The 15636-nt window shown below is 36.5% G+C and carries 6 protein-coding genes; 5 read left to right on the top strand and 1 reads right to left on the bottom strand.

The genetic code is table 11. From position 1 onward, the window contains the following. Positions 1–48 precede the first annotated feature (48 nt). Positions 49–1308, top strand: coding sequence for a hypothetical protein (locus tag DK857_RS02010; RefSeq protein WP_109401394.1), 1260 nt, complete (start codon positions 49–51; stop codon positions 1306–1308). Then, complete coding sequence (locus DK857_RS02015; RefSeq protein WP_109401395.1) at positions 1305–2459, top strand: hypothetical protein; 1155 nt, start codon at positions 1305–1307, stop codon at positions 2457–2459. The genes DK857_RS02010 and DK857_RS02015 overlap by 4 nt, the downstream gene beginning before the upstream one ends. A gap of 115 nt (positions 2460–2574) precedes the next feature. Here DK857_RS02015 and mutS read toward each other — a convergent pair whose 3' ends face one another. After that, complete coding sequence (gene mutS / locus DK857_RS02020) at positions 2575–5139, bottom strand: DNA mismatch repair protein MutS (protein ID WP_109401396.1); 2565 nt, start codon at positions 5137–5139, stop codon at positions 2575–2577. A 564-nt stretch (positions 5140–5703) separates the two neighbouring features. Here mutS and DK857_RS02025 point away from each other — a divergent pair. The 3 genes from DK857_RS02025 to pbpC all read left to right on the top strand — a co-directional run bounded on the left by DK857_RS02025 (position 5704) and on the right by pbpC (position 15538). Next, positions 5704–6840, top strand: a complete 1137-nt coding sequence (locus tag DK857_RS02025) for a DUF3829 domain-containing protein (RefSeq protein WP_109401397.1) — start codon at positions 5704–5706, stop codon at positions 6838–6840. Positions 6841–7171: 331 nt separating this feature from the next. After that, positions 7172–13117, top strand: coding sequence for an alpha-2-macroglobulin family protein (locus DK857_RS02030; protein WP_109401398.1), 5946 nt, complete (start codon positions 7172–7174; stop codon positions 13115–13117). A 42-nt stretch (positions 13118–13159) separates the two neighbouring features. Further along, positions 13160–15538 (top strand): penicillin-binding protein 1C, encoded by a 2379-nt coding sequence (gene pbpC / locus DK857_RS02035; RefSeq protein ID WP_109401399.1) that lies wholly within the window; start codon positions 13160–13162, stop codon positions 15536–15538. Positions 15539–15636: the final 98 nt, after the last annotated feature.

Here is a 15636-nt window from a genome sequence, read left to right on the forward strand (position 1 = left end):
ACCGCAGTCTTGCACCTTATTAGCCTGATGAAAGTAATAAAGGAAGATATGAAAGATTATTTTTTAAACGTTAAATTAGAACGTTGCGATTTTAACCAAAGTAAAATCTCCCCGAATGGAATGGTGAGATTAATAGCATCAGGTAAAAACTTCTATCTTAATGAAGAGGATTTTTCTAATTCTCAAGATTTTCTTAAACGATTAAAACAAGGTGATGAACTTAAAATCTGTGCTGAATTATTGAAGGATGGCAGTTTTTGGGTGCAATGGATTTATCATGATACTAAAGGAAGGCTTGAGCCTGAAAGAAAATTCACGCTAACAGCAAAACAACAAAAATGGTTATTGCTTGCATTTATTCTGACGCTTGTTGGCGGTTATTGGAGCTATTTTTCGATCCTCTATCTTGAAGTGAATTTCTTTATCGTTGTTTCTATGGTTATTGCATGTGGCGCAGTGATGGCGGGGATCAGTTATATCGGAGAAAAAGCTTATCGCTATTTTCAGCGCACCAGACCCAAACATAGAAAGAGAATAAAGGCGTTAGATAAAGTTATAGCCAAGCAAACCTTGATAGCGCCAGATGGCGAGCGCCTCATTATTACTGGAATAAAATCAGCACCATTACCTTCATTGACTGTGATTAAAAAATCGTTTCCTCAAATAAAGCAAAGTAAAGTACAACGAGTTCGAGGAATAATACAAATTCATAGTAGTAATAGAATTAAAATGCATCACCGCAATGGTGAGACGGTGATAATGCAAGTATCCTGCCTGATTGATAATCATCCTTTCGTATTAAGTTATAGAGAGCGCTTATTTTATTCTGATCATAATCTGTTTCTTGCTGATGATGATGATGTTGAACTGTTCTTTTGGCAAGCTGAAGATAAGAACTCAGGACCTGTTATTTTGGGGGTTTATAATCATACAGATAATGGTGCTTATACAATATCAGGACAAATATATATTGGTCACCAGCGTACATATCGTTTATCACTGTTAATAGTCGCATTAGTCAGTGTTTTTATTTTCTCAATGGTCGCAAGTTTCTCTATTTCTGATGTTTATGATAATGGCAATTATTGGGATAAATGGGATTGGTATTCTATTGGTGATAGCTTTTTAGGTATGGGAATTATCTATGGCTTAATCATGAGTGGCATTGCTTTTTTAACTGCCTTATTTTCAAATCTTTATATTTTGTTATCAGAAAAAGGTAATAGCAGTTATCAAACCTATTTTTTACTTCAGCAGCAATGTGTTGAAAGCAAACAACCCCTGTATATTACGGAGTTGCGTCAATGAATCCTTTTTTCCGTAAGCCTTTTATCATTATCACAAGTTTATTTATTTTAAGCTTACTGCTTTTTTATGGCGTGCTTTTTCATGGATTCGCCTCTAAATGGCAATGGAAAAATGAAAGCTCTTCTGAATTATCTTCATACCCTTATTCTCACTATGATTGGCGTAATACTTTTTATGCTTCTAGCGGAATATTAATTAAAACTGAATCTGATCGTGGCCGATATGATGTAGATATTTATGGCAGACTTCACCGCCAAGATAACCAGAGAAAATATACGCTGTATTTTTCTGATAAAGAAGGCTTGCGCTTTGTATCACAAGGTCAAGGTAGCTTTTATAACGCATATTGCGTTGCCGATAAATGTGTTTTATTTACAGAGCAGGGACGGCAAACTATAGATTTAACAGAGTTTATAGTAGCAGATTTAATTCCTTGGCAAGAGGCTAACAATAGTTATTATCGTTTCCCTTTAGCGCTTATTGGTGGAAAATTACTCTTTTCACAAACAACATCGCAATTAGTATTAGTTGATAATAAGACGATATTAACAAGTTTAGATGAAGGTGAAAGCTGGGAATATTCAGTTAATACAGAAGATCTGGTGAAGCAATATTACGCTGAAGATTTCGGTGAGTTTACACAATTTCATTACGCTTTATCAGATGATTCCCTCATTATTTTTTATAACCACCATTACACAACAAATACGTTAGAAATCACGCTAAATTTAGTGAATAAAGAAGTGACAAAAACACGCTGGCTTCCTTTGCGTGTTAAAGAAGTTGCCCAAAATGCTAATGGTGATATTTATCTTATTACTCAACATGCTTATCGAGATTTCTATTCTGTTGTTCGACGTCAATCTGATGGCAATTTAAAGACTTTTTATGAAAGTGGTTATAAATATATAAATGGTTTAATGGTAAGTAATGACAGTTTAATTATAAATAAAGGTTATAATGATGATAAGGTTACACTAGTTTTTTTATTAAAAACAAATGGCTATACAATTTATGAGAAAATTACTGACGATATGATGTTTAATCCTGCTTTATCATCATTTGTTCGCTTATTTGACAACTATGGTGATGAAGACACTTTATTGTTATTGGGTGAGCGACTGAAATATAGCCATGCTTCAATTAATTAATGTTGTATTTATCTTTGATTATCTTCATTTGAAAAATTATAAAATAAGCCATAAAAAAGGCTCTGAAAAATCAAACAGAGCCTTTTTGCTATCAATATTTAGTATTTGTTATGACTTATTTTGCCATCTCTTTTAAACGATAGAGTTGTTCTAATGCTTGTCGAGGTGTTAATGCATCAGGATCGATTTTATCTAACGCTAATTCAATGGCAGAAGGCTCTGCTTCTGTTAATAACATCAGCTGTGACGTTTCAACATGACCAGAGCCAGTATGACCTGATAGCATTTCAAGCTCTTTTAGCTTCTGCTTAGCGCGACGGATCACCTCTTTTGGCACGCCCGCTAATGACGCTACCGCTAAACCATAACTTTTACTTGCAGCGCCTTCTTGGACGCTGTGCATAAAGGCAATAGTATCGCCATGTTCAACGGCATCTAAATGAATGTTTGCAGTGCCTTCAAGTTTTTCAGGCAGGGTAGTTAATTCAAAATAGTGGGTTGCAAAGAGAGTCATCGCTTTAATGCGATTTGCTAAGTTTTCAGCACAAGCCCAAGCAAGAGATAACCCATCATAAGTGGATGTACCCCGACCAATTTCATCCATTAAGACTAAGCTATTTTCAGTTGCATTGTGCAAAATATTAGCGGTTTCTGTCATTTCAACCATAAAAGTAGAACGTCCAGAAGCAAGATCATCAGAAGCACCGACACGCGTAAAGATGCGATCGACAGGGCCAATTAAGGCTTTTTCAGCAGGTACAAAGCTACCAATATAAGCAAGTAAAGTAATTAATGCGGCTTGGCGCATATAAGTACTTTTACCACCCATGTTAGGGCCTGTAATGATCAATAAGCGACGTTGAGGTGCTAATTGTAATGGATTTGAAATAAATGGTTCGCTAAGGACTTGTTCAACAACTGGGTGGCGTCCCCCAGTGATTTGAATACCTGTTTTTTCACTTAATTCAGGGCGAGTATAATTTAATGACTCAGCACGCTCTGCAAGGTTAGAAAGAACATCTGTTTCAGCTAAAGCTTCTGCACTAATTTGTAATGCTGTAAGGTGAGGTAGTAGCTTTTCAAAAATCTCTTCATAAAGCATTTTTTCGATAGCTAATGCTTTACCTTTAGAAGTTAATACCTTGTCTTCATACTCTTTTAATTCAGGAATAATATAACGTTCAGCATTTTTCAATGTTTGACGACGAACATAGTGCATAGGTACTAAGTTACTTTGCCCGCGACTGACTTGGATGTAATAGCCATGTACACCATTAAAGCCAACTTTTAGAGTATCAATACCCCATTTTTCACGTTCACGGATTTCAAGTTTATCAAGGTAATCACTTGCACCATCGGCTAATGCACGCCATTCATCTAATTCGGCATTATAACCAGAGGCAATAACACCACCGTCACGTACTAATACAGGCGGTGTTTCAACAATGGCATGTTCAAGTAATTCACATAATTCATCGAACTGGCTAATACGCTTTTGTAATTCTTTAATGTAAGGCATATCAGCTTGTTCAAGCACTTGATGAATATCGTGATATTGCTGGAAAGCATGGCGCATACGAGAAAGATCACGAGGACGTGCGGAACGTAGTGCTAAACGCGCTAAGACTCGCTCTAGATCACCAATTTGTCGTAAAAAAGGCTGCAGTTCAAAATAGAGAGGCTGTAATGCACTAATAGCATCTTGGCGTTTGATAAGTTGTTCACGTTGGCGCAAAGGCGAGTGTATCCAACGTTTCAGCATGCGGCTTCCCATCGGGGTAACACAAAGGTCAAGTACGGATGCGAGTGTGTTATCGCTACCACCTGCAAGATTCTGTGTTAATTCAAGATTTCGACGAGTCGCCGCATCTAAAATAATTGAATCTTGAGGACGCTCCATAGTGATGTTACGAATATGGGGCAATGCAGTGCGTTGTGTATCTTTTACATATTGTAATAAGCACCCAGCAGCACAGAGCGCCAAATGTGCATTTTCAACACCAAAGCCTGTTAAATCACGAGTACCAAATTGCAGGTTCAGTTGTTGTTTTGCTGTTTCTGGTTCAAATTCCCAAATAGGGCGACGGCGCAAGCCTTGCTGGCGCTCAATCAGTGCCATCGACTCAAAAGTTTCTGGATAGAGTAATTCCGCGGGATGAGTACGTTGCAATTCGGCAGTCATGCTTTCACTATCTGGCATTTCAGTAACACGAAAACGCCCTGATGTGATATCTAACGTTGCATAACCAAATGCGCCATTTTTATCTTGCCAAATAGCCGCTAAAAGGTTGTCTTGGCGCTCTTCAAGTAAGGCTTCATCAGTGACAGTACCTGGCGTTACAATACGAATAACTTTGCGTTCAACAGGGCCTTTACTGGTTGCAGGATCGCCAATTTGTTCACAAATAGCGACAGATTCTCCTAGTTGAACTAATTTAGCGAGATAGTTTTCAACAGCATGATGTGGAACACCTGCCATAGGAATAGGTTGACCTGCGGACTGACCTCGTTTTGTTAATGAAATATCTAATAAGCGAGAGGCTTTTTTGGCATCATCAAAAAACAGTTCATAAAAGTCACCCATACGATAGAACAGTAAGATTTCAGGATGCTCTGCTTTAATCTTAAGATACTGCTGCATCATTGGTGTGTGGGAGTCTAAGTGTTGAATGTCAGTCATGTTGTTGTCTGTCTTAACGTATTGAATTTTGAGTTATTTGTGAAAATCTGTTGTTACACCGCATATCGTTCTATTTCACAAGCATTGCGTGATCATATCACAAGGTTTCAGTTCATTGTTTTAATGATCCAAATATCTTTTTAGACCAAAAACCAAATAATTTTACACACTATAATATCGTTGATTCACCATTAATGACAATCTGCACTTTTCTGAAAACTCTTTATTTTTAATTTATTATATATTGATTTAAATGATGTTTTATTGCATTGATAAATAAAGTGATAGTACCTGCTTTATTGATTTTATATTAAAGCTTATTGCTCAGGCGTTAAAAGAAGGAATTGAAAATAGCTAATATAGGATATTTATAAATTCTTTAAAAAATACTTATAAATATATAACATTATATTTAAGTAAATATACGTTATCAATCAAAGCTCGATACTCTTAGCAAGAGTATTATTGAGATGCTTCAAATTAATTTAAGAAATAATAGCCATTAATTATTAAACTCATTATAGTTTATAGCGGGTTGATTACTTAATAATATAATGAGGGATTATGAAAAAGAACATATTGGCATCGATAATAAGTCTTTTATTAATATCAGCAGTGGGTTGTGATAATTCAAATGAAAATTCGAATACAGGAATACCTTCGCAAGATAAAAATAAGACAGAGCAAACAACACAATCTAAACCTGATTCAAAAAACACTCAATCTGATGAAGTTCAATTTAGCCAGAAAATTGAAAAAGGCAACTTGTGGTTAGCAACGTTTAACGAAGATTTTGGCACCATAATTCAGAAAAAAACTGGCAGAATTTCGGGAACAATTAACGTCAGTCTTTTAGATAACACAAAAACAGTTTTAACAAGCTTAAGTTCTGATAATGGCAAAACCCTTGATCTAACACCTTTCAAAATACTCGAAAATGAAGCAGAGACTGATCAAATAAAAAGAATGAAAGCGAACAGTGCGCTAATGCCTGTTAGAAGTGCTTTCTCTATGTATTTGAGCGAATCAGGTGCCGAACGCGCTCAAGAGTCTTTTGAATTTATGAAAACATTTTCTCCTACACTCCCAGAGCTAGATACTGTGGGGAATACTTATGGTGAAAGTTATGTTGATCTATATAAGAAACTGCTGAAGTTGGGCGATTATCTTGTTGTAAAGGAAACTTACCGTTTAGATGGCTTCGCACAAGCAAGTACTTTGTATGAAGATGTGAAAAATGCTTATGCCAAACTAATCGATGAGAAAGAAAAAGCCGCTGAGGCATATGAAAACTATTACCAAGCAATGCATATTGAAGAGCTTGAATTAGTGAAAAAAGAAGGCTTAGTTGTTCGTTATCAAATTATGCAATCATTGGATACAGTAACTAATACTCTTGATTCAATGAACCTAGATAAAATTGATGTGGCTGCACTCTCTGCTGCAATTACAAAAATTGAGGAACAATCAATTGAGTTAGGAAAAGTATTTGGTGATGAAGCATTGCTAAATAAAGAAAATATGAAAAGTACTGATTATTCAGTTAAAAAATATCTAGAATTATACCAACAACTTGTTATTGAGTTAAAAGTGTTAGAGAAAAAACTCAATGAGAATAAAGATATATCAGGTAGCATAAATACGATTTCAAATGAATATAAATATTTAATAGAGAATTATAATTCTCTAATAGCGAAGTAATATTTACGCTATAAAAATGTAAATCGCACTTTAATAGTGCGATTTCTTTTGCAAAACTCACTTTTTTACTGTGTTTTATTAAACATTAAATGATTGTTAGAAAAAGATGATACAAACTAATGCTCAGAAGAGTCTTGAAATAAAGTGGAATACTAGGAAAAAATATTAAGAATGTAGTCTGTCTTTATATAATAAAATTTAAAATTAATGATAAGTATTCATTCTTATTCTATATTCTTACTTTATTATAGTTACGCTATTTATTTTGCTCTTTGGCTTAATTTTACTGATAAGAAATACGTTTTTATCGGTGCAAAATAGGACTATCTATATGGACGTATTGCGTTTTTTACTTTCCTTCCCTTTTAAACTAATCCGTTTATTTGGATGGATCATTGTTTTTTGTATTCGTCTTTTAGAGAAGATACTCAGCCCATTTATAGGGAAAATACAATGGAGTACGCCTGTTTGGATTGACTTTTTTGCCCGCCATTTACGAAAGATCGAAAATGGTATAGTAGGTCACCCTAAAACCGCATTAGGTTCTATTATTTTTCTTATTGTTGCGTCGTTTGGCGGCTATTACGGTTATCACAGCTATCTCAATCGACCCGTTCCTATCGATGTCGCGCCTATCGTTGTACAAAATGTTAATGTGAAGCTTACAGGCCCCACACAAATCAATTATGCAAATGATAATCCTCAACCACAGAAAATCATTTTATCTTTTTCTCGATCCGCAGCACCTATTGCGCTTATTGATAAAGAGGTAACTGAAGGTGTGACATTAACACCTGCGATTGAGGGAAATTGGCAGTGGCAAAATGGCTCGACCCTTATTTTTACAGCCAAAAAGCCTTTTGCTATGGGTAGTGAATATAAAATTCAGCTCGATGAAACTAAATTATTATCGCCACAATTTTCATTGAAATCAAATAGATATGAATTTAAAACAACCTCTTTTGATTACAGGTTAGGAAATAGTGAATTTTATCAAGATCCTCAAAATCCATCACAAAAACACGCCATTATAAAGATCTCTTTTAACGCTCCTGTCGATATTCAGAGTTTTGAAAAACGCCTTTCAATGAAATATGGCGATAATGAAAAGCTGAAATATGTCATCAATTACGATAATAAAAAATTAACGGCTTGGGTTCACTCAGAGCAATTAACGCTAAAAGACATTAGTAGCAAGGTTTTTCTTAAAATCGAACCGGGCATAGCCACAACAGTAACCGCCAATACAACATCCAAAGAAAAAACATATCATGTTGAGATCCCAAGTCTATACAGTCTTAATGTTTCAAATGTAGAGAGTGAATTAGTTGAGTCTGAAAATGGAAAAGATGCACGAGTACTCATCATTTCATTAAGTGATGAGTTAAATGAAAAAGAGATAAAAAATGAGATTTCCGCGTGGTTATTGCCTCAACACAATTTAGAGTTAGAAAATACTGACATTCGCCAAGATGAAGACGATTATTATGATTGGAACTTGAATGATGTGAGTAAAACTATTCTTGCTCAGTCAGAGAAGCTAATGCTTGAGATGAATGATAATGAGCAAGAAAAGCAAGCCACTTTTGCTTTTAAATACAATGCACCAGCTTATCGCTATATATTGGTTAAAATCCCAAGCGGGATAACATCTGTGGGTGGATACCAACTAAAAGAAGATCGTTACCGAATCGTCAGTGTGCCAGATTATCCACAAATGCTGAATTTTGTTTCTGAAGGTGCTTTGCTTTCTATGACGGGTGACAAACAGATCACTGTTTCTGCTCGTAATTTACCGGGGCTACAACTTGATATAAAACGAGTGATCCCAAGCCAGTTACAACACATCGTTTCCTTTAAAGATAAATACTTTACTTCAACACGATTTGGTCGCCTTAATGATGAATATTTCACAGAACACTTTACTTATCAAACAGCACTAAATAATGAAGATAAAGGTGAAGTTCAATATAAAGGTATTGATTTAAGTCGCTATTTATCAGCTGATCCTAATGCTAGACGCGGGATATTCTTATTAAAACTCTCTTCATGGGATCCTAATAAAGCATCCAAAACAGACGAAGATGACGATGAATACTATGAAGATGATGACGACGAAGAGCTTTCTGATGCGCGCTTTGTTGTTGTGACAGATTTAGGGATCATTGCTAAATCATCGATTGATGGTTCTCGAGATGTCTTTGTGCAATCTATCTATAATGGTGCTCCTGTTAGCGATGCGAAAGTCTCAGTTATTGCTAAAAACGGAACAACGTTACTGAGTAAAATGACCAGCTCTGATGGCCATGTCGCTTTTCCTAATCTTAAAGATTTTAGAAATGAACAGACAGCCGTTCTCTTTTTAGTTGAAAAAGATGGCGATATTTCATTTTTACCAACAGATGCTTATTACGATAGACAACTTAACCTATCTCGCTTCGATATCTTCGGTGATGATACGCCAAGAGATCCGCGTACTCTTGATAGCTTCTTATTTTCTGATAGAGGTGTTTATCGACCGGGTGAAACCTTCAATATCGGTCTTATTACACGTACCTTTGACTGGAAGACAGCCCTTGAAGGCGTACCTTTACGCGTTGAAATTCGAGATCCTCGTAATACATTGATGTTAAATCAATCTATGGTATTAAACGAGTTTGGTTTCAATGAATTAAACTATACTACATCAGAAAACTCGCCTACTGGAGATTGGAATATCTATCTCTATTTAGTCGGTAAAAATAATAAAGATGCCAGCTTACTAGGTAGTACAACTATTGTGGTTAAAGAATTTGAGCCTGATTTACTTAAAGTTGCGCTTAATCTAACGCCAGATAGACAACAAGGATGGGTAAAACCTTCTGAATTAAAAGCTTCAATCGATGTACAAAATTTATTTGGCACTCCTGCACAAGATAGACGAGTTGTTTCCAAATTAACCTTAAGGCCAATTTATCCTAATTTTTCACGTTATTCCGATTATCGTTTTTATGAAAACCGTCGTAATCACGATAGTTTTGAAACCGATTTAGAAGAAACAACAACGAATGAAAAAGGGCTAGCGGATATTGATTTAGGGCTAACATCTTATGATGATGCTACTTATCAACTACAACTTATCTCTGAAGCATTTGATGCTGGGAGTGGTCGTTCTGTAACGGCTGCTGCGCGTGTTATGGTATCTCCTCATGATTATCTGATTGGTGTGAAAGCAGATGGAACGCTTGACTATATTAATCAAAATGCACAGCGCAATCTCAATTTCATTGCAATTGATCCGACATTAAAACAAATTGCTCAAGAAACATTAACGTTAGAACGCTATGAGCAAAAATATCTCTCTGTTTTGACGCGACAAAATTCTGGTGTTTATAAATATCAATCTAAACTCAAAGAAGTGTTTATTGATGATGTTCCACTTTCTATTGATGAAAAAGGAAGTTCTTTTGCATTAGAAACACAGACTCCGGGTAACTTTGTATTATTAGTTAAAAACAAAGAAGGTAGTGTACTTAATCGCATTAACTATACTATTGCGGGTAATGCGAATGTGACCCGCTCACTTGATCGCGAAGCAGAGCTACAGCTCACTTTAAACAAAGACACATACAAAGCGGGTGAAGAGATCGAAATTGCCATCAATGCTCCTTATGTTGGTAGCGGTATTATCACGATAGAGAAAGATAAAGTTTATTATTGGCAATGGTTTACATCTTCAACAACAAATTCGGTACAAAAAATCCGTGTACCTGCGCAATTGCAAGGTAATGGCTACATCAATGTTCAATTTGTTAGAGATATAAACTCTGATGAAATATTTATGAGCCCACTTAGCTATGGCGTTGTCCCGTTTAAAGTCAGTCGTGAAAATTTCCAAGCTCAAATCGAATTAGAGTCACCAGATATTATTAAACCGGGCGATACCTTACCGATTACAGTAAAAACAGATACTCCACAACAAGTTGCTGTTTTTGCTGTTGATGAAGGTATCTTACAAGTTGCTCGATATAAATTAAAAGATCCATTGGATTACTTCTTCCGTAAGCGTGCATTAGAAGTTGAAAGCACGCAAATACTGGATCTCATTTTACCTGAATTTAGAAAAATGATATCACTGGCTTCAGCACCGGGAGGGGATGCGGGTGAAGGTGTCGATCTCTATCTGAATCCATTTAAACGCAAGAAAGAAGCGCCTGTCGCTTATTGGTCTGGTATTACAGAAGTAGATGGAGAAGCCGTCTTTAATTACAAAGTGCCAGAGTATTTTAATGGCAAAATAAGAGTTATGGCTATATCTGTTACACCAAATCGTATAGGAAATACGCAACGCTATACGACTGTGCGTGATGATTTTGTATTAAGCCCACATATTCCTACTACAGTGGCGCCTAATGATGAATTTGATGTCACTTTAGGTATCGCAAATAATCTGACCAGCCTTAATGGTGTTACAACTAAACTTGATGTGGCGATAACAGCAGCACCTCAATTAGAGGTTATCGGACAGAACAATTATCAATTGGAATTAGGTGAGAAAAAAGAAACAGTAGTTTCCTTTAGACTAAAAGCGAAATCGCAATTGGGTAATGGCGCTATTACTTTCTCAGTGAACAACGAAGGCAAAGTGACTCAAAGAACGGTGAATCTCTCTATTCGCCCAGCTTCAGCTTATCGCACTCAATCAAGCTTAGGTCGTATGGATGGTAAAGAACAGAGTGTCACATATATTCGCCAAATGTATGATGAGTATGCAAAAAGGGATGCGCGTGTTTCTTATTCGCCTTTAGTGCTAAGCAGTGCATTGGCACAATATCTGGCTAATTATCCTTATAATTGTTCAGAGCAAATAACCAGTCAGGCAATACCGTTGTTATTCCATCAACGTAATCCTGAAATGAAGGCGATGTATTCACAAGATAAAATTCGCACTCAACTTGAACAGACAATGGCAACATTACTGACTCGCCAAAATGCTCAAGGTGCTATCGGAACATGGCGTTCAACACCATCAACTGATCCATTTGTGACTTTATATGTCGTTCAATTTTTACTTGAGGCACAAGAGTCGAATTATCCTGTATCAGATACGCTATTACGTTCATCCAATGAATATTTAACTAAACTTGCCATTAATGCAGGGCTAAATAATCAAGATGAACTTAGAATGCGTGCTTTTGCCGTCTATTTATTAACACGTCAAGGTAAAGTGACGACGGGTGAAATTGCGGCTATTCAAACGCGAATGCAAAAGAATTATCCAAAAACATGGCAAAGTGATTTAGGCGCTTTATATCTAGCGGCATCTTACAAAATGCTGAAAATGGATAAACAAGCGGATGAATTACTCAAACCCACATGGCAAGAGCTGAGCAAAGCTTATAGCAAAGCGTGGTGGTCACATAATTATTTAGATCCTCTGATCCAAGACAGTACAAGACTGTATTTGATTGTGAAGCACTTCCCAGAAAAAGCGGGAGATATACCGCCACAACTACTGGAAAATATGGTTATGAGCTTTAAAGAAGAGCGCTATACCACACAATCATCAGCAATGAGTATCTTGGCGTTAGAGCATTACACTAAACAGATCCAAAATATGACAACACCGACACAGCCATTAACGGTGAGTGTAAAAAGTGGTGAAAACCCACCAGTTGTTATTTCATCTATGACAAATGCCACTGCGATAGGTCAGTTTAAAGCAGGTACTAAAGAGATCTTATTTAATAATCCAACTAATAATGCTGCTTGGTATGTTGTGACACAATCTGGTTTTGATAGTGAACAACCTAAAGAAGCACTTTCACGAGGATTGGAAATTTCTCGTGATTATGTGAATGAAAAAGGTGAGGTTGTTAATAGTGCAACCTTGGGTGAAAAACTTTATGTGCACATAAAAATCAGAGCGAATGCAAAACAAGGTGTGAATAATGTAGTGCTGGTGGACTTATTACCTGGTGGTTTTGAAGTTATACAACAATCAATGGAGAATGTGGACAATCCTGAAGTCGAATGGTTATCGCCAACCGGTAGTAAAGGTACACGCTGGTCACCAGAATACAGCGATATTCGAGAAGATCGAGTCATTATTTATGGTACTGCAACTCAACAAGTACAAGAGTTCGTCTACCAAATTAAAGCCACTAATTCGGGAATATTCTCTATACCGCCAGCATTTGCAGAAGCTATGTATGACAGGGAAATTCAGGCATTAGCGATTGGTAAAGGCGCTATGACTGTTAACAAACCGATGCAAAATAATGGCAATGTAAAATGAAATTAGTTTGTATTTCAAGTGCTTGTTTCTGGTTATTTTAGAATGACGAGAAGCAAGCGAGTTTTACAAAACATATTGATGGGTGGCTTTTTAGTCGCCCTCTTTTGTGTAGGATTTCGCCTTTTTCCACATCCAGCACTATCAGAAGGCTTTTTATCTTCAACAGCCTACTATGACAGCAATGGAAATTTACTGCGTTTAACATTAGCTAATGATGAACGTTATCGATTGTGGACAGAGTTAGATGATATTTCGCCTTTGATGATAGATAGCGCCATGCGATATGAAGATCGCTGGTTCTATTATCATCCTGGATTTAATCCTTACAGTTTAATTCGAGGTTTTTTTGTCAGTTATGTTTATGGTGAGCGATTACAAGGTGGTTCAACGATCACCATGCAATTGGCTCGTATGCATTGGCAATTAAATACACGTACAGTAGGGGGCAAATTTGTTCAGGTATTACGTGCTATTCAATTAGAACTCAGTTATTCAAAACATGATATTTTAGAAGCTTATTTCAACTATGCACCTTATGGGCGAAATATAGAAAGTGTTGGTGCTGCAAGCCTGATTTATTTTAATAAAAATCCTAAAGAATTAACGTTACCTGAAGCGTTAACACTTGCCGTATTGCCTCAATCACCGAGTTATCGAATTGAGCCAAACAGTGATGGTATTAGCCTTTCTTTAATGAAAACGCGTAATCAGCTTTATGATTATTGGCTGGAAGAACATCCCAAAGATGCCGATTTATCTGCATTGTTTCAATTACCGCTTCGTCTACGCCAACCTGAAAAGATGCCTTATATAGCACCTCACTTAGTTGAGCAACTTGAAAAGCAGGAAAAGTTTAATCCAAGAAAGCCTACAACTATAGTTACAACCATTGATCTTTCATTACAAAACTTAGTTGAAAAACAAGTTGATGCGTTTATTGAACGAAATAAACACCTTGGTGTGAAAAATGCCTCGGTGATCCTCGTTGATACACGAGATATGGGCGTTAAAGCGCTAGTTGGTTCGGCGGATTATTATAATGCTGATATCCATGGGCAAGTTAACGGCACTAATGCGAAACGTTCACCAGGTTCAACATTAAAGCCTTTTATCTATGCATTAGGGATAGAGCAAGGCATTTTACATCCTCGAACAATTTTAAAAGATGTGCCTTCTACCTTTGGTAGCTACGCACCAGAAAACTTTGATTTACGCTTTTTAGGACCTATTTCTGCCACCCAAGCGTTAAATTACAGCCGAAATATCCCCGCTGTGTCGATAGCCTCTCAACTGAAAAATCCAACGCTTTACCAGTTTCTACAAATGTCTGGGATCAGTAATATGGCGAGTGAAAGACATTATGGTTTATCATTGGTATTAGGGGGTGGTGAAATTACAGCCCAAGAATTAGCGAAGCTCTATGCAATATTAGCTAATCGAGGACAACTTAAGCCGTTAAGAATGCAAAGTACAGATGCTATTGCTAAACCTCTTCCATTATTAAGTGAAGAAGCGAGTTTTATTACGCTGGATATGTTAAGTCAACATCGAAGACCTGATGATACTTTGGCGCAAAAATCAATGACATTGCCCGTTTATTGGAAAACTGGCACATCTTGGGGGTTTCGAGATGCATGGAGTAGTGGAATTTTCGGGCCTTATGTTTTAGTTGTTTGGATCGGTAATTTTGATGGTAAAGGGAATAGTGCGTTAATTGGAGCTGAAGCCGCAGCACCGCTATTTTTTAATATCATAGATAATATTGTTGCAGATTATCCGAATTTAAATGAGCCTAGATTTAAGCCTCCTGAAAATATTAAGCAAGTCGATATTTGTTTAGCGAGTGGTAATTTACCTACGCCATGGTGTCAACGGAAAGGTAAGACATGGTTTATTCCGGGTAAATCACCAATTAAAGTTGATACAATTTATCGTCCTCTAGCAATTGATAAAGTGACGGGAGAAGTTGCTTGTCCTCCATATAATGAAGACCAGGTCAAGATTGAGGTTTTTGAATATTGGCCTTCTGATTTGGCTAAAGTATTTGCTCAAGCTGGGTTACCAAAGCGAATACCACCTTCTACTGCCCACTGTAAAAATGGAGATATGGCTATTACAGGAATGCCTCCTCGTATATTATCTCCATTACGTAATACCACTTATACTTTAAGACGTGTTTCATCACCAAATACATCAATTGTATTTAATGCAACAACGGATAATGACAGCAATATTATTTATTGGTTTGTTGATGATGCTTATCTAGGGAATAGTACAAATCAGCGTTCAATAGAATGGTATCCCAAAGAAAGTGGTCGCTATCGTATTCGTGCAGTAGACGATAAAGGAAGAGCGGATACGCGAAATATTCGTGTTGATATTATTGGGGTGATTAACAAACAAGAAATCGAAGCACATTAACATTGAAGTTAAAGTCCGTAGGTTTTACTTAATGTTTTTCTTAACGCTAAAATATTAATCTCTATCGTTATCTTATCCTAACTGTTATTACCCTATAT

Source organism: Proteus terrae, from assembly GCF_003144325.1.
Lineage (GTDB): Bacteria > Pseudomonadota > Gammaproteobacteria > Enterobacterales > Enterobacteriaceae > Proteus > Proteus terrae.

Coding starts and splice junctions, on each gene's coding strand:
- DK857_RS02015 (WP_109401395.1), top strand. CDS start 1,305: ATGAATCCTTTTTTCCGTAAGCCTTTTATCATTATCACAAGTTTATTT.
- DK857_RS02025 (WP_109401397.1), top strand. CDS start 5,704: ATGAAAAAGAACATATTGGCATCGATAATAAGTCTTTTATTAATATCA.
- pbpC (WP_109401399.1), top strand. CDS start 13,160: ATGACGAGAAGCAAGCGAGTTTTACAAAACATATTGATGGGTGGCTTT.
- DK857_RS02030 (WP_109401398.1), top strand. CDS start 7,172: ATGGACGTATTGCGTTTTTTACTTTCCTTCCCTTTTAAACTAATCCGT.
- DK857_RS02010 (WP_109401394.1), top strand. CDS start 49: ATGAAAGATTATTTTTTAAACGTTAAATTAGAACGTTGCGATTTTAAC.
- mutS (WP_109401396.1), bottom strand. CDS start 5,139: ATGACTGACATTCAACACTTAGACTCCCACACACCAATGATGCAGCAG.